This is a genomic window from Pseudomonas sp. VS40, assembly GCF_018587885.1.
Lineage (GTDB): Bacteria > Pseudomonadota > Gammaproteobacteria > Pseudomonadales > Pseudomonadaceae > Aquipseudomonas > Aquipseudomonas pergaminensis.
Genome location: NZ_JAGYWD010000011.1, coordinates 122,734 through 138,589, shown reverse-complemented (window position 1 = coordinate 138,589; position 15,856 = coordinate 122,734). Strand labels below are relative to the sequence as shown.

12 protein-coding genes and 2 pseudogenes are annotated in these 15,856 nt (G+C 61.5%); 9 read left to right on the top strand and 5 right to left on the bottom strand.

All coding sequences use genetic code 11. The features are described from left to right. Position 1: 1 nt before the first annotated feature. Positions 2 to 838 (top strand): taurine dioxygenase, encoded by an 837-nt coding sequence (gene tauD, locus KHP07_RS26260; protein WP_099491426.1) that lies wholly within the window; start codon positions 2 to 4, stop codon positions 836 to 838. A 132-nt stretch (positions 839 to 970) separates the two neighbouring features. On the opposite strand, the gene mgrA is transcribed toward tauD, so the two are convergent. The 5 genes and pseudogenes from mgrA to epsC all read right to left on the bottom strand — a co-directional run bounded on the left by mgrA (position 971) and on the right by epsC (position 7,042). Further along, positions 971 to 2,008, bottom strand: a complete 1,038-nt coding sequence (mgrA, locus tag KHP07_RS26255; RefSeq protein ID WP_078046374.1) for an L-glyceraldehyde 3-phosphate reductase — start codon at positions 2,006 to 2,008, stop codon at positions 971 to 973. 108 nt (positions 2,009 to 2,116) lie between these two features. After that, positions 2,117 to 3,445: an OprD family outer membrane porin gene (locus tag KHP07_RS26250; protein ID WP_214498318.1), complete on the bottom strand. Its 1,329-nt coding sequence runs from the start codon at positions 3,443 to 3,445 to the stop codon at positions 2,117 to 2,119. A gap of 161 nt (positions 3,446 to 3,606) precedes the next feature. After that, positions 3,607 to 3,699 (bottom strand): annotated as a pseudogene (locus tag KHP07_RS29630) (LysR family transcriptional regulator); the annotation flags it as partial. A gap of 39 nt (positions 3,700 to 3,738) precedes the next feature. Further along, positions 3,739 to 5,700, bottom strand: a complete 1,962-nt coding sequence (gene betT, locus KHP07_RS26245) for a choline transporter BetT (protein WP_174555869.1) — start codon at positions 5,698 to 5,700, stop codon at positions 3,739 to 3,741. A 415-nt stretch (positions 5,701 to 6,115) separates the two neighbouring features. Continuing rightward, a complete protein-coding gene (epsC, locus tag KHP07_RS26240) occupies positions 6,116 to 7,042 on the bottom strand; it encodes a serine O-acetyltransferase EpsC (protein ID WP_078046371.1) in 927 nt (308 codons plus the stop codon). A gap of 166 nt (positions 7,043 to 7,208) precedes the next feature. Between epsC and KHP07_RS26235 the strand changes: the two genes are divergently transcribed. The 8 genes and pseudogenes from KHP07_RS26235 (at position 7,209) to KHP07_RS26200 (ending at position 15,830) form a co-directional block, all read left to right on the top strand. After that, entirely contained in the window at positions 7,209 to 8,204 is a 996-nt protein-coding gene (locus KHP07_RS26235; protein WP_078046370.1) for a D-cysteine desulfhydrase, read from the top strand. A gap of 281 nt (positions 8,205 to 8,485) precedes the next feature. After that, complete coding sequence (tcyJ, locus tag KHP07_RS26230; RefSeq protein ID WP_078046369.1) at positions 8,486 to 9,280, top strand: cystine ABC transporter substrate-binding protein; 795 nt, start codon at positions 8,486 to 8,488, stop codon at positions 9,278 to 9,280. Continuing rightward, positions 9,280 to 9,945 carry a cystine ABC transporter permease gene (gene tcyL, locus KHP07_RS26225; protein WP_010214112.1) on the top strand — a complete coding sequence of 222 codons (666 nt, stop codon included), beginning with the start codon at positions 9,280 to 9,282 and terminating at the stop codon, positions 9,943 to 9,945. Before tcyJ ends, tcyL begins: the two co-directional genes overlap by 1 nt. Before the next feature lie 3 nt (positions 9,946 to 9,948). After that, a complete protein-coding gene (gene tcyN / locus KHP07_RS26220) occupies positions 9,949 to 10,695 on the top strand; it encodes an L-cystine ABC transporter ATP-binding protein TcyN (RefSeq protein WP_078046368.1) in 747 nt (248 codons plus the stop codon). A gap of 371 nt (positions 10,696 to 11,066) precedes the next feature. Next, positions 11,067 to 11,831, top strand: coding sequence for a hypothetical protein (locus KHP07_RS26215; RefSeq protein ID WP_214498301.1), 765 nt, complete (start codon positions 11,067 to 11,069; stop codon positions 11,829 to 11,831). A gap of 187 nt (positions 11,832 to 12,018) precedes the next feature. After that, on the top strand, positions 12,019 to 13,260 hold the full coding sequence (locus tag KHP07_RS26210) for an SfnB family sulfur acquisition oxidoreductase (RefSeq protein WP_214498300.1): 1,242 nt from the start codon (positions 12,019 to 12,021) through the stop codon (positions 13,258 to 13,260). Positions 13,261 to 13,284: 24 nt separating this feature from the next. Then, positions 13,285 to 14,478 (top strand): SfnB family sulfur acquisition oxidoreductase, encoded by a 1,194-nt coding sequence (locus KHP07_RS26205; RefSeq protein ID WP_214498299.1) that lies wholly within the window; start codon positions 13,285 to 13,287, stop codon positions 14,476 to 14,478. Beyond that, positions 14,478 to 15,830, top strand: a pseudogene (locus tag KHP07_RS26200) (LLM class flavin-dependent oxidoreductase). The gene KHP07_RS26205 and the pseudogene KHP07_RS26200 overlap by 1 nt, the downstream one beginning before the upstream one ends. The last annotated feature ends 26 nt before the right edge of the window (positions 15,831 to 15,856 follow it).

Genomic DNA, 15,856 nt, shown 5'->3' with positions numbered 1-15,856 from the left:
CATGAGCAGCCTGACCGTTACCCCATTAAGCACCGCCCTGGGCGCCCAGATCAGTGGTGTCGATATCACCCAGCCGCTGAACCTCGAACAACGCGACGCCATCGAACAGGCGTTGCTCACCCATTCGGTGCTGTTCTTCCGCGGCCAAGACATCAACCCGCAACAACAGGCGCGGTTCGCGGCGAATTTCGGTGACCTGCACATTCACCCGATCTACCCCAACGTGCCGGAACAGCCTGAAGTGTTGATCCTCGACACCGCCGTCACCGACGTGCGTGACAACGCCGTGTGGCACACCGACGTGACCTTCCTGCCCACCCCGGCGCTCGGCGCGGTGCTCAGCGCCAAGCTGCTGCCGGCGTTTGGCGGCGATACCCTGTGGGCCAGTGGCATTGCGGCGTATGAGGCGTTGTCCGAGCCGTTAAAACGCTTGCTCGATGGGCTTACCGCCACCCACGACTTCACCAAATCCTTCCCGCTGGAGCGTTTTGGCAACACCGCCGAAGACCTGGCGCGATGGGAAGAAACCCGCAAGAAGAACCCACCGCTGTCGCACCCGGTGGTGCGTACGCATCCGGTGAGTGGGCGCAAGTCGCTGTTTGTGAGTGATGGGTTTACCACCAAGATCAATGAGCTCGAGCCGGCGGAGAGTGAAGCGATCCTGAAGCTCTTGTTCGCCCACGCGACACGTCCGGAGTTCACCATCCGCTGGCGCTGGCAGGAAAACGATGTAGCGTTCTGGGATAACCGCGTGACGCAGCATTACGCCGTGGACGACTACCGGCCGCAGCGGCGGGTGATGCATCGCGCGACGATCCTGGGGGATGTGCCGTTCTAGCTCTCAAACACACTGAAAATCACTGTGGGAGCTGGCTTGCCTGCGATAGCGGTGAGTCAGCAACAGATTCATTAGCTGACACACCGCTATCGCGGGCAAGCCCGGCTCCCACATTGACCGGGCTACGCCAGGTTACTCAGCAGTAGACGGCTTTTCCCACAGGTTGATCCCGCCTTCCTGGGCAAACCGATCGATCTCCGCCAGTTCTTCCACGCTAAAGCTCAAGTTCTTCAACGCACCGACGTTTTCGATGATCTGCTCCGGCCGGCTCGCACCGATCAGTGCACTGGTCACTCGTGGGTCACGCAGGGTCCAGGCCAATGCCAGTTGCGCCAGGCTCTGGCCCCGGCGCTGGGCGATTTCATTCAGTGCACGCACGTGGGCAATGTTGGCTTCGGACAGGTGCTTGGCCTGCAACGAACCACCCCCCGGACGATTCACCCGCGCATCCGCCGGCACGCCGTTGAGGTACTTGTCGGTCAGCAGCCCTTGAGCCAGCGGTGTGAACGCAATCACCCCGGCACCGAGTTCTTCGGTGGTGTCCAGCAGGTCTTTTTCCACCCAGCGGTTGAGCAGGTTGTAGGCCGGCTGGTGAATCAGCAGCGGCACTTTCCACTCTTTAAGCAGGGCGGCGATTTCGCGGGTTTTTACCCCTGAGTAGGACGAGATGCCAATGTACAACGCCTTGCCTTGTTGTACGGCAGTGGCGAGGGCGCTGGCGGTTTCTTCCAGGGGGGTATCGGCGTCAAAACGGTGGGAATAGAAGATATCCACATAGTCGACACCCAGGCGTTGCAGGCTCTGGTCGAGGCTGGCCAGCACGTATTTGCGCGAGCCACCGCCCTGGCCGTAGGGACCAGGCCACATGTCCCAGCCCGCCTTGCTGGAGATGATCAGTTCATCGCGGTAGTGCTTGAAGTCTTCGCGCAGCAAACGGCCAAAGTTGATCTCGGCGCTGCCGTACGGTGGGCCGTAGTTGTTGGCCAGGTCGAAGTGGTTGATGCCCAGGTCGAACGCGGTGCGCAGCAAGGCGCGCTGGGTGTCGATCGGGGTGCTGTCGCCAAAGTTGTGCCACAGGCCCAGGGACAGTGCAGGCAGCACCAACCCACTGCGGCCTACGCGGCGATACGGGATAGATTCATAGCGGTTTTCGGCAGCAATGTAAGTCATCGAATCCTCTCTTGGACGTAGGCAAATAAGGCCTGGGAATAACGATATTCCCAGGCCTTTTAACCAGCTGAATCGCTTAAGTCTGCCTTTCCGTTTTACAGCAATTGCCTACCAGAGTGGAACGACATAGCTGACATAAAAGCGGTTTTCATCTTGCACGGTGGCGCCGGTAATGTCCGGGCTGGCGTGGGCATTTTTCCAGGTTACGCCCAGGCCTTTGAGGGTGCCGGTGGGCACTTGATAGGCCACGGCGACATTACGCTCCCATTCGCTGGTGGTGCCCTGCGCCGTGCGGATGTCATCGCCATGGGCGTAGGCAGCGGAGAACGTCAGGCCGGTGAGGCCGAGTTTGCCGAAGTCATATTTGTATTGCGCCAGCCAGGTGCGCTCACCGGCGTGCTGGAATTTGTTCAACTGCATGTTGGTCAGTGCCGGGGTGTCGGCGCCTGAACCGGGGCCCTGGCGGTTGTCGCCGCTGTTCAGGCCGGAATCCAGGTACGGGAAGTCGCTGTCGCCACTGTTCTTCTGGATCCCCAGGCCGACGGTATGGCCGTCCAGGCTGTAGCTCTCAAGCAAGCTCGCGGTGGTCTGGTTGATGCGACCCTTGCCCGTGCCGTCACCGTAGAGGCCAGCCGCTGCGAAGTCTTTGTCACCGTCGGCGTTGCCGCCCACCCCGAGGCTGCGGAACACGCGCACGTCGGTGTCGATGGCGCCGACGGACAAGGCGCCATGGCGCTTGGCGCCAAGGAAAAACTGCTGGTAGTAATCCTCAAGGTTGGAATACCACAGGCTGACTGTGGTGTTCTGGATGCCGGTGTAGTCCGCACCGCCGAACAGGAAGCGATCGCTCTCTTTGGTGCCGCCGGCGGTGATCATGCCCTGGTCGCCGGTTTCGTTGCGGATCTTGGTCTTGAAGATGTCGCCGCCGGTGAAGGTGAAATCACTGAGGTCCTTGGACACCAGTTGCACACCGGTATTGGTCTGCTGGTACAGGCGCCCGTCGGTGTTGGCGAGTATCGGGTTGTTGCCGTAGAGCGTGCCGACACGCAGCTCATCCTTGGCAAAACGCATCTTGAACGTCGGGCTCAACACGCCGAACTGGTCGGCGGATTTGCCGTTGTCCAGCGGGAACATGCTGCCGGGGTAGCGGCCCTGGTGATCCTTGTCGTTGAGGTCGCCGCCGGAGTCCAGTTTCAACCCGTAGAACGCCTGCAGGTCCAGGCCAAAACCCACTGGGCCTTCGGTGTAGCCGGACTTGAAGTTGAACTCGAAACCCTGGCCCCAATCGCGAATGCTGTGGGCCTTGGCATTGCTGTTCACCACGTCACGCCCCTGCTGGTTGAGATAGCGATTGAGCAGGGTCACATCGGCGTGGCTGTCATCGATAAAATCGGCATGGGCGGACAGCATAAAGCTCGCCATGGCGGCACCCACCATGGGGCTTAATAACGTCTTCATTGGTACCGGTCTCCGTCACTGTTCTGAAATGAAAGCGTCAAACGCTTCACACAATTACGCAGTGGCCAGATGACAGTTCCGCGTCAAACAGCGGCGTGGACGGATGAAATTAAATTTAAGAAACCCTTCTACTACGCGGCTTAGCGGGCATTTTCGAAGATTTCGGCGAGCCCGTCGACGAACACTCGCACCCTCGGCGACAGGTGACGGTTGTGTGGGTAAAGCACCGACACCAGCCCCTGATGTCGGAGCTGGTGATCAGGGCCTGAACCTCAGCGCACCAAATGCAGGAACTGCAGGTGCCGCTCGTACTGGTCGAGGATGTCGTTGATGATCTGTTCCTTGGTGTAGCCGACCAGATCGTAGTCCTGGCTGCCCTCGCTCAAATGCACTTCCGCCCGGTAGTAGCGACGGTTGTTGAGCTGCTTGGAACCCATGCCACCGCGTGCAAATGACGGCGTGAAATAGCCGCGCATCTGCACTTGGTAAACGAATGGATGCTCTTCGCCGTGGCCGATTTCCAGGCTGACGCTGTCGTTGGACGGGTCGGGCTGGGTGACGACGCTAAGGCCTTTTTCGACAAACACCGCCGTCACTTCTTCGATCGCCGGGCGCACCGTGGTCTCAAGGAAACGGTACACCTCGTCGCGTGACGGGAAATGCACCGCCTGGCTCAAGCGCTGACGCCAACCGCCAGTGCCCTTGCGGGAGCCCGACACCGGCGCCAGCGAGTGCAGCTGGGCGATCTGCTTCTGCGATTCGAGGTAGAAAGCCTTGTGCAGCCCCCACATCATCAGCAGCAAGATCATCGAAAACGGCAACGAGGTCAGCACCACCGCTGACTTGAGCGAGTCGATACTGCCGGCAAACAACAAGGCACTGGTGACCAGCGCGGTCATCGCGCCCCAGAACACCCGCAGCCATTTCGGCCCGTCTTCGTCGGCGTTGCCGCCCTTGGACGACAGCGTCGACAGCACCACGGTGCCGGAGTCGGCGGAGGTGACGAAGAACACAAAGCTGATAAACACCGTGACCGCGATGACTGTCTTGCTCCACGGGTAGGTTTCCAACAGCAGGTAGAGGCTCATCGACGGGTCATCGATGGCCGACTGACCGAGCGCGGTCAGCCCGTGGTTGAGCACCTGGTCGATGGCGCTGTTGCCGAAGATCGACATCCACGCCAGGGTGAAGCCCAACGGGATCAGCAGCACGCCGAACACGAACTCACGGATGGTGCGGCCACGGGAAATCCGTGCGATGAACAGGCCCACGAACGGCGACCATGCGATCCACCAGGCCCAGTAGAACACCGTCCAACCACCCAACCAGTCGCTCGGTTTGTCGTAGGCGTACACATCGAAACTCTTGGTCGGCAAGGCGCCCAGGTAGTCACCGATGTTCTGGATCAAGGTGTTGAGCAAATGCTGGGTGGGACCTGCGAACAGCACGAACAGCAACAGCGCACAGGCCAGCAGCATGTTGATGTCGGACATAACCCGCACGCCCTTGTCGACGCCGGAGACGGCGACCAGGATCGCGGCGCCCATCATCAGGGTAATCAGGCCGACCTGGATCCACTGGGTGTGGGCGATGCCAAACAGGTAATCGAGCCCGGAGTTGAGGTGCAAAACGCCAAAGCCCATGTCCGCGCCGAGGCCGAACACCGTAGCGATGATGCCGAAGCCATCCACCGCATAACCGATGGGACCGTTGATGCGCTTGCCGATCAGCGGGTACAGCGCCGAACGCAGCGCCAGCGGCAGGTTATGCCGATAGGCGAAGTACGCCAGGGCCATGCCCACAAAAGCGAACACGCCCCAGCCGTGCAGGCCCCAGTGCAGAAACAGGATCTGCATGGCCTGGCGCGCAGCATCGGCGTTCATTGGCGCGCCCTGGGGCGGTTGCACCAGGTGTGTCAGCGGCTCGGACACACAGAAGAAGAACAGCGTGATGCTGATCCCAGCGGCGAACAGCATGCCGGCCCAGGAGAGGTAACTGAATTCGGGCTCGTCGTGGTCGGCACCGAGTTTTATCTTGCCGTAGCCCGATAGCGCGGTGACCACCACGAAGACCAGATACAGGGTCATCGCCAGCATGTAGTACCAGCCGACCGTATTGGCCGCCCAGTTTTGCGCCGCCAGCAGCCAGGCGCCAGCCTGTTGCGGAATAGCGATGACAGTGATGCCGAACAGCAGGATGAAGCTCGCGGCAAAGTAGAAGACGGGCGCATTCATGCGCACCAGGCTGCTGGATGGGGTGGACGATGCACTCATGAACGATGCACCCCGAGGGAAGGGAATGTGGCTGTCAATAACGGACTCAGCAAAGGTAAGCCTCCTGTTGTGAGCGGGCAGCGGACCACCGGGTTTAACTTGAACGAACATTCAAGTTAAACATAGGAAGGCGGTCTGGGACTAATCGCATGGCTGAGTGGTAGATAATTCCTACACTAGCTCAAGGATTGGTATGACGGGCGCGAGAGGCAAATCGTTCAGCGATTACTGGCACAAATCCGCGTGAAATCTGGAATGCATTCCAAATGTGGGAGCGGGCTTGCTCGCGAATACGGTGTGTCAGCCGATAAATCCATTGACTGATACTCCGCATTCGCGAGCAAGTCCGCTCCCACAGGGGATTCGCGAGGGTTCGTTACTTCTGCGTCCCATCATCATGCTGCAAATTCGCCTGGGTGATGTTCGCCCCCGCCGGCACGCTGCGCGTCAGCCACACGTTGCCGCCGATGGTCGAGCCCTTGCCGATGGTGATGCGCCCCAGGATGGTCGCGCCGGCGTAGATCACCACATCGTCCTCGACAATCGGGTGACGCGGGTGGCCCTTCTGCAACTGCCCGTCCTCATCCGCCGGGAAGCGTTTGGCACCCAGGGTCACGGCCTGGTAGATGCGCACCCGCTCGCCGATGATCGCGGTTTCACCGATCACCACCCCAGTCCCGTGGTCGATAAAGAAGCTCGGGCCGATTTGCGCACCAGGGTGGATATCGATCCCCGTGGCCGAGTGGGCGATCTCGGCACTGATGCGCGCCAACAACGGCAAACCGGCGCGGTACAGGTGGTGCGCCAGGCGGTGGTGAATCACCGCCAGGATCCCGGGGTAGCACAGCAGTACTTCATCCACGCTGCGAGCGGCGGGGTCGCCGTGGTAGGCGGCCAGCACGTCGGTGTCCAACAGACTGCGCAGGGACGGCAGGGCCAGGGCAAAATCCTGGATCAGGCGGATAGCGTGGGCGTCGACAGCACTGTCATCCTGGCCGCCTTGGCGCGCGGCATAACGCAACTCCAGGCGGGCCTGGGCGAGCAACGCATTGAGCGCCACATCCAGGGTGTGGCCGACGTAGAAATCTTCGCTTTCTTCTCGCAGGTCCACCGGCCCCAGGCGCATGGGGAACAGCGCGCCGCACAGCGACTCCAGGATCTGCGCCACGGCTTCGCGCGAGGGCAACTCGCGGCCGCCATGCTCGCCACTCAAGCGACCATTGCGCGTCCGCCACTGGTCCCGGGCGCCGCGCAACTGGCTGACGATGGTCTGTAATTGCCAATGACTGGAACGCTCACTCACGGTATTCACTCCTGACGTAATGGCGCTCACTTTACGGTATGCACCCTGGCCGCCCTTAAGAACCAATGGTGTGATACCAAGAACCATCCGGAATAAGCGATTGGCGGTTGCCCGATGAAAAGTGCCTGCCTATAGTCGCCCCATCACTTAGCAACCGTGCGTAGCCATGATCAAACAACAGCTCGACCGTTTTAACCGCCTGGAACTGCTGGGCGGCGCCACTGCCCTGGAAAAACTCGAGCGGCTGTCGGCCTGGTCGGGCAGGGACATCTACGTAAAACGTGACGACACCACGCCGCTGGCCATGGGCGGCAACAAGCTGCGCAAGCTCGAATACCTCGCCGCCGACGCGATCGCCCAGGGCGCCGATACCCTGGTGACCGCCGGCGCGATTCAATCCAACCACGTGCGCCAGACCGCTGCGCTGGCCGCCAAACTCGGCCTGGGCTGCGTCGCGCTGCTCGAAAACCCCACCGGCACCGAGGACCCGAACTACCTGGGCAACGGCAACCGCCTGCTGCTGGAGCTGTTCGACGCCAAGGTGGAATTGGTGGAAAACCTCGACAACGTCGACGACCAGCTCAACGCTCTCGCCGACCGCCTGCGCAGCAACGGCAAGAAACCGTACCTGGTGCCTATCGGCGGCTCCAATGCCCTGGGCGCCCTGGGATACGTGCGCGCCGGGCTAGAGCTGGCGGCGCAGATCGAAGCCAGCGGCATCGCGTTTTCCGCCGTGGTGCTGGCGTCCGGCAGCGCGGGTACCCACAGTGGCCTGGCCCTGGCCTTGAGCGAAGTGTTGCCGAACCTGCCGGTGATTGGCGTCACCGTGTCCCGCACCGACGAAGCCCAACGCCCGAAAGTGCAGGGCCTGGCCGAACGCACCGCCGAGTTGCTGGGTGTAAAGGTGCCCGAGGCGTTCAAGGTGAATCTCTGGGATGAATACTTCGGCCCCCGTTATGGCGAGCCGAACGCCGGTACGCTGGCAGCCATCAAGCTGCTCGCCAGCCAGGAAGGCCTGCTGCTGGACCCTGTCTACACTGGCAAGGCCATGGCCGGCTTGTTGGATGGGATCGGGTGTCAGCGTTTTGAAGAGGGTCCGATCATTTTCCTGCATACCGGCGGGGCGCCGGCGTTATTTGCCTACAACTCGGTATTCAATTGAATAAACGCGGACTAAAAAATGGGCGAGCTGGCTTGCCTGCGATGGCGGTCTGTCAGCTACCGATGTGCTGACCTTTGCACCGCTATCGCAGGCAAGCCAGCTCCCACATTAAATAGGTCGTATATTCAATAATCGAATAACAATTTATATTTATATTATTTTCAAGTCTTAAAAACCCGCTTTATAGTCGCGCCGTAGGCGAAGACGCGCTACGCGCTTTAAGGCAGGATACGACTACTGCGTCACCTGCTTCGCTCACCATAAAAACACAGGGGCTCTTCATGACTATTTCTGTATTGCGTCGCACATTGTTGGTTGGCACTTTGGGCCTGGCACTCGGGGCTGGCCTGCTCGGCCAGGCAGTGGCTGGCGAGCAGCTGGATAACATCAAGAAAGCAGGCGAGATCAAGATCGGCCTGGAAGGCACCTACCCACCGTTCAGCTTTGTCGATGAAAGCGGCAAACTCACCGGTTTCGAGGTGGAGCTGTCCGAAGCACTGGCCAAAGAGCTGGGCGTGAAGGTCAAGCTGCAAGCGACGCCATGGGACGGCATCCTCGCGGCCCTGGAATCCAAGCGCCTGGACGCGGTGGTCAACCAAGTGACCATCTCCGATGCACGCAAGCAAAAATACGACTTCTCCACGCCTTACACCGTCTCTGGTATCCAGGCGCTGACCCTGGCGAAAAACGTCGACACCATCAAGACCGCCGACGACCTGGCTGGCAAGAAAATCGGTGTGGGCCTGGGCACCAACTACGAACAATGGCTCAAGGAAAACCAACCGAAGGCCATCGTCAAAACCTATAACGATGACCCAACCAAGTTCCAAGACCTGCGCATCGGCCGTGTCGACGCCATTCTGATTGACCGCCTGGCTGCACTGGAATATGCCAAGAAAGCCAAGGACACCGCTGCTGCAGGTGCTGCCTTCTCCCGCCAGGAAGCCGGTATTGCCCTGCGCAAAGGCGAGCCTGAACTGCTGGCTGCTGTGAACAAGGCCCTCGACAAACTGCGCGCCGACGGCACTTTGAAGAAGCTGTCCGAGAAGTACTTCAACGCTGACGTCACTCAATAATGGAAGCAGGTTTCCAACTCGCGCTGGACTCCGCGCCCTTTCTGCTCAAGGGCGCGTATTACACGGTGATCCTCAGCCTCGGCGGGATGTTTTTCGGCTTGCTGCTGGGCTTCGGCCTGGCCTTGATGCGCCTGTCGCGCTTCAAGTTGGTGAGCTGGCTCGCCCGAGTCTATGTGTCGTTCTTTCGCGGCACGCCCTTGCTGGTACAGCTGTTCCTGATCTACTACGGCTTGCCGCAAGTGGGCATCGAGCTGGATCCGATCCCGGCGGCCATGATCGGCTTTTCGCTGAACATGGCCGCCTACGCCTGTGAAATCCTGCGCGCCGCCATCGGCTCCATCGAGCGTGGCCAGTGGGAAGCCGCCGCCAGTATCGGCATGACCCGTGCGCAGACCCTGCGCCGGGCCATCCTGCCGCAGGCGATGCGCACAGCCCTGCCGCCGCTGGGCAACAGCTTTATTTCGCTGGTCAAGGACACGGCGCTGGCCGCCACCATCCAGGTGCCCGAGCTGTTCCGCCAGGCCCAACTGGTGTCTGCGCGGACCTTCGAAATCTTCACCATGTACCTGTCCGCAGCCCTGATCTACTGGATCCTGGCGAGCATCCTGGCGCATTTGCAGAATCGTCTGGAAGACCGGGTCAACCGGCATGACCTGGAGTCCTGAAGCATGATCGTGGTTGAAAAACTGACCAAACAATTCAAGGGTCAGGTGGTGCTCAACGGCATCGACCTTGAGGTCAAGGAGGGCGAAGTCATCGCCATCATCGGCCCCAGCGGTTCCGGCAAGACCACCTTCCTGCGCTGCCTGAATTTCCTCGAACAACCCACCAGCGGTCGCATCAAGGTGGGCGACATCGAGATTGACACCAGCAAGCCGATCAACCAGCAACAGAGCCAGGTACGGCGCCTGCGCCAGCACGTGGGTTTTGTGTTTCAGAGCTTCAACCTGTTCCCCCATCGCACCGCGCTGGAAAACGTCATCGAAGGCCCCACCGTGGTCAAGAAGATGCCCCGCGAGGCCGCTGTCGCGCTGGGGCGCAAGCTGCTGGCCAGGGTCGGCCTGGCGGGCAAGGAAGACGCCTACCCACGGCGCCTGTCCGGTGGCCAACAGCAGCGCGTCGCCATTGCACGGGCGCTGGCCATGGAGCCGGAGGTGATTCTATTCGACGAACCCACCTCGGCCCTCGACCCGGAGTTGGTGGGCGAAGTGCTGGCAACCATTCGCAGCCTCGCCGAGGAAAACCGCACCATGGTCATCGTCACCCACGAGATGAGCTTCGCCCGCGATGTGGCCAATCGGGTGATCTTTTTCGACAAGGGCGTGATCGTGGAGCAAGGCGAAGCCAAGGCACTGTTCGCCAACCCCAAGGAAGAGCGTACCAAACAGTTCCTGAGTAAATTCCTCGCCCACTGAGGCTTTGTGTGGGAGCTGGCTTGCCTGCGACGCAGCCACCTCGGTGAACCTGTCTCACCGTGGCGACGCCTTCGCAGGCAAGCCAGCTCCCACACAAGCCTGTTCCTACACGAAGTCCTCATTCCAACCTGAAAAACACCCCACCGCACCCGCCTGAATATCCTCGCCTCAGTCAGACCCTTCTGAATCACGCCAACACCGCCGTTTAGCCCTTTGCCGCCATTGACGCCCCTCGGCCAACCCTCTTATCTAGCGCCCAGAGGATTGGATCCTATCCCGGCTATTCACTGAATCGTTTCGTTCGGCCCACCGCGCACACCTGCGCCAAAGGTCCGGAGCGATTGCTGCTGGCTGCATCAAGGAGATTACTTATGACGCACCCCCTGCTCACCGCCCCGACACTGCCCCAGGCCGTCGGCAATGGCATCAATGCCCTGGCCGCCGCGCACTTGCAGGTCGACATCCCGCCGTATCCCGGCATGGATGAAGGCGACCTGATTGAGCTGTTCTGGAACAACTGTTTCGCCGCTTCACGTCGGATCACCACCGGCAAGATCGGCGAGTTCACTCACCTGCGGGTACCAGAGAGTTTTGTGCTGGAGGGGCCGACGCAGGTGCATTACCAGGTCATGCAAGTCGGCCATACCCCTGCTCGCTCAGCCGTGACGCGAGTGCGTGTAAAGACCCGTTGCCCAGGCGGCCAGCCCTCGCCCCTTTGCTGTGACGAAAACCAGAACCTCGCCCCCGTGGGCCTGCCCGACACCATCCGCCGCTACGGCGTCAACGCCAGCCAGGTACGGCGCGGTATTCCCCTGACCATCGAGCCCTACCTGCACATGACCACCGGCGATGCCATCACCTTGCGCTGGGGCGATGCGCGCCTGGATCTGCCGAAAATCCGGGCCAGGGAAGTCGGCATGGCGGTACAGGTATGGGTGCCCTCGACGCTGATTATCGAAGCGGGAGACGACTGTCGGCTGGAAGTGACGTACTGCATTCTTGACCGCGTCGGCAACAATTCACGCTGGGCGCCCTCCCGCACGCTGCGCATCGCCAGCGAGGCAGAGTCCCGGCCCGCCGGGACGGCGCTGATCTATCAGCCACGCCCTATCGGTTCACCTTGCGAACCGGGGTGACAGACCTTCTATGCATATTCCCAAAAGTTAGTTTATTTAAATATTTAACACGCTTAGGGTATATGCACCGGACCACCGGACATTCCTGATTTTTCTGTTTTTATTTCATTGAATGCGAGGTCGGTATGGTCAGAATTACCCCGGTGCGTAACGCCAGGGCATTACGTGCAGCCAAGGAGCGGCGCTGATGTCTAACTTGGCTCTAACACCCCCCCAGAGTGATCTGGATGTCGCTCCCCTGCTGTTGCCGGCCGCCGTGCTGCGCAACGATGCAGAGGCGCTGAAGGCTGCCAATGAGTTGGCCCAGGCTGCACGCCTGCAAGCCGCCAAACGCGACCAGCAACGCAAGCTGCCGTGGGCACAGATCGAGCAGTTCACCCGCAGTGGGCTGGGCAGTATTTCCATTCCCCGTGAGTACGGCGGGCCGCAGGTGTCGTTCGTGACCCTGGCCGACGTGTTCGCGATCATCAGTGCGGCAGACCCGGCCCTCGGGCAGATCCCGCAGAACCATTTCGGCATCCTGCACCTGTTGCAGGGCGCCGCCACCGAACGCCAGAAAAAGCAGCTGTTCCAGAGCGTCCTCGACGGCTGGCGCATCGGCAATGGCGGCCCGGAACGCGGCACCAAGAACACCCTGGAACTCAAGGCGCGCATCACCGCCGAGGGTGATGGTTATGTGATCAGCGGCCAGAAGTTTTATTCCACCGGCGCATTGTTTGCCCATTGGGTGGCCGTGAAGGCCCTGAACGATGACGGCAAGCAAGTCATGGCGTTCGTGCGTCGTGGCACCGAAGGCCTGCGCATCGTTGACGATTGGTCCGGCTTCGGCCAGCGCACCACCGCCAGCGGCACCGTGCTGCTGGACAAGGTGCCGGTGGACGCGGAGCTGGTAGTTGAGAACTGGCGCATCGGCGAAACCCCGACTATCCAGGGCGCCGTCTCGCAGCTGATCCAGGCGGCCATCGACGCCGGCATCGCCCGTGGCGCGCTGGATGACACCATCGCCTTCGTGCGTGAGCGCTCGCGCCCATGGATCGACGCCAAGGTCGAACGCGCCAGCGATGACCTGTATGTAATCGCCGACATCGGCAAGCTGAAGATCGAACTGCACGCCGCCGAAGCCCTGCTGCGCAAGGCCGGCCAGGTGCTGGACCAGGTCAGCGCCGCGCCGATCACCGCGCAGTCCGCTGCGCGCGCATCCATTGCGGTGGCCGAGGCCAAGGTACTGACCACCGAAGTGGCGCTGCTGGTCAGCGAAAAGCTCTTCGAACTGGCCGGCAGCCGCGCCACCCTTGCCGAATTCAACCTCGACCGTCATTGGCGCAACGCCCGCGTGCACACCCTGCACGACCCGGTGCGCTGGAAGTATCACGCCATCGGCGCCTATCGATTGAACGGTACCTTGCCGGCTCGCCATTCCTGGATCTGACCGACCAGACCTCTGGAGAACATCATGACTTTCTCTCACCCCGTCGCGGTCATTACCAGCGACGAACAAGCCCTTATTGTCGCCAGCGACCTGGCCGAAGACTTCCGCCGCGACAGCGCCCAGCGTGACCGCGAGCGCCGCCTGCCCTTGCCCGAACTGGACGTATTCTCGCGCTCCGGCCTGTGGGGCATCAGCGTACCCAAGGAATTCGGCGGCGCGGGCGTTTCCAACGTCACCCTGGCCAAGGTCATCGCCCTGATCGCCCAGGCGGACGCGTCCCTGGGCCAGATCCCGCAAAACCATTTCTATGCCCTGGAAGTGCTGCGTGTGAACGGCAGCCCGGCGCAACAACAGCGCCTGTACGCCGAAGTATTGGCCGGCCAGCGTTTCGGCAACGCCCTGGCGGAACTGGGCACCAAGACCGCCCATGACCGCGTCACCAAAATCACCCGCGACGGTGACGGTTTCCGTATCAGCGGCCGCAAGTTCTATTCCACCGGTGCGATCTACGCTCAACGCATTCCCACCTCGGTGGTGGATGAACATGGCGTGCAGCACCTCGCCTTTGTCGCGCGCGACAGCGAAGGCCTGAGCGTGATCGATGACTGGAGCGGCTTCGGCCAGCGCACCACCGGCAGCGGTTCGGTGGTGTTCGACAACGTGTGGGTCGCGGCGCAAGACGTGATCCCGTTCCAGAGCGCTTTCGAGCGCCCGACCACGGTCGGCCCCCTGGCGCAGATTCTTCACGCCGCCATCGACACCGGTATCGCCCGCGCGGCCTTCGAAGATGCGCTGCACTTCGTGCGCACCAAGACCCGCCCGTGGATCGACGCCGGCAACGACAAGGCCACCGAAGACCCGCTGACCCTGAAAAGCTTCGGCCACCTGAGCATCCGCCTGCACGCCGCCGAAGCGCTGCTGGAACGCTCCGGCGAATTCCTCGACCGCGCCCAGGCCGACAGCAATGCCGAGACGGTGGCGGCGGCCTCGATTGCCGTCGCCGAAGTGCGCGCCTTGAGCACCGAAATATCCCTGGCCGCCGGCAGCACCTTGTTCGAACTCGCCGGCAGCCAGGCGACCTTGGCCGAGCACGGCCTCGACCGTCACTGGCGCAACGCCCGCGTCCACACCCTGCACGACCCGGTGCGCTGGAAGTACCACGCGGTGGGCAATTACTACCTCAACGATGAAAACCCGCCACTGCGGGGGACCCTCTGATGGCGAAGAAGAAAATCCTGCTCAATGCCTTCAACATGAACTGCATCGGGCATATCAACCACGGCCTGTGGACCCACCCACGGGACACCTCCACCCAGTACAAGACGATCGAGTACTGGACCGACCTGGCGCAAACCCTGGAGCGCGGGCTGTTCGATGGCCTGTTCATCGCCGATATCGTCGGCGTCTACGACGTGTACCAGAACTCGGTCGATGTGCCGCTCAAGGAGTCGATCCAACTGCCGGTGAACGACCCGCTGCTGCTGGTCTCGGCGATGGCGGCGGTCACCCGGAATCTCGGTTTCGGCCTCACTGCCAACCTCACCTACGAGCCGCCGTATCTGTTCGCCCGGCGCATGTCCACGCTGGACCACCTCAGCCGTGGCCGCGTGGGCTGGAACATCGTCACCGGCTACCTCGACAGCGCAGCCAAGGCCATGGGCCTTACCGAGCAGGTCGAACATGACCGCCGTTACGACTAGGCCGATGAATACCTGGAGGTGCTCTACAAACTCTGGGAAGGCAGCTGGGAGGACGGCGCGGTGCTCAACGACCCGCAGGCGCGGGTGTATGCGCAGCCGGGCAAGGTGCACAAGGTCGAGCACCACGGCGAGTTCTACCAGGTGGAGGGTTATCACCTGTGCGAACCCTCGCCGCAACGCACGCCGGTGCTGTTCCAGGCTGGCAGCTCGGATCGCGGCCTGCTGTTCGCCGGGCGCCATGCCGAGTGCGTCTTCATCAGCGGGCAGAACAAGGCCGCGACCAAGGTCCAGGTGGACAAGGTGCGTGCCAGTGCGGTCGAGGCCGGACGCAATCCGGATGACATCAAGGTGTTCATGGGCCTCAACGTGATCGTGGGCGCCACCGAGGAGCTTGCCTGGGCCAAGCACGCCGAATACCTGAGCTATGCCAGCCCGGAAGCCGGCGTGGCGCATTTCTCGGCGTCCACCGCCATCGATTTTGCCCAGTACGAACTGGACGAACCGATCCAGTACGTGAAGAGCAACGCGATCCAGTCTGCCACCAAGAACCTGCAGAACAACGACTGGACCCGGCGCAAGTTGCTGGAGCAACACGCCCTGGGCGGCCGCTACATCACCCTGGTCGGCTCGCCCGAACAGGTCGCCGACGAGCTGGAATCCTGGATCAGCGAAACCGACCTGGATGGCTTCAACCTCACGCGCATCGTCACGCCGGAAAGCTACGTGGACTTTATCGACCTGGTGGTGCCGGAGTTGCAAAAGCGCGGGTCGTACAAGACTGCATATGAACAGGGAACGCTGCGGGAAAAAGTCTTTCAAGGCAGCGCCCGCCTTCCCGAACAACACACCGGATCCCACTACAGACACTAATCAAAAATGTGGGAGCTGGCTTGCCT

Excerpts from the sequence above, each read along its gene's own strand:
- tauD (WP_099491426.1), top strand. The coding sequence starts at position 2 with ATGAGCAGCCTGACCGTTACCCCATTAAGCACCGCCCTGGGCGCCCAG.
- mgrA (WP_078046374.1), bottom strand. The coding sequence starts at position 2,008 with ATGACTTACATTGCTGCCGAAAACCGCTATGAATCTATCCCGTATCGC.
- KHP07_RS26250 (WP_214498318.1), bottom strand. The coding sequence starts at position 3,445 with ATGGTGGGTGCCGCCATGGCGAGCTTTATGCTGTCCGCCCATGCCGAT.
- betT (WP_174555869.1), bottom strand. The coding sequence starts at position 5,700 with ATGAATGCGCCCGTCTTCTACTTTGCCGCGAGCTTCATCCTGCTGTTC.
- KHP07_RS26235 (WP_078046370.1), top strand. The coding sequence starts at position 7,209 with ATGATCAAACAACAGCTCGACCGTTTTAACCGCCTGGAACTGCTGGGC.
- tcyJ (WP_078046369.1), top strand. The coding sequence starts at position 8,486 with ATGACTATTTCTGTATTGCGTCGCACATTGTTGGTTGGCACTTTGGGC.
- tcyL (WP_010214112.1), top strand. The coding sequence starts at position 9,280 with ATGGAAGCAGGTTTCCAACTCGCGCTGGACTCCGCGCCCTTTCTGCTC.
- tcyN (WP_078046368.1), top strand. The coding sequence starts at position 9,949 with ATGATCGTGGTTGAAAAACTGACCAAACAATTCAAGGGTCAGGTGGTG.
- KHP07_RS26215 (WP_214498301.1), top strand. The coding sequence starts at position 11,067 with ATGACGCACCCCCTGCTCACCGCCCCGACACTGCCCCAGGCCGTCGGC.
- KHP07_RS26210 (WP_214498300.1), top strand. The coding sequence starts at position 12,019 with ATGTCTAACTTGGCTCTAACACCCCCCCAGAGTGATCTGGATGTCGCT.
- KHP07_RS26205 (WP_214498299.1), top strand. The coding sequence starts at position 13,285 with ATGACTTTCTCTCACCCCGTCGCGGTCATTACCAGCGACGAACAAGCC.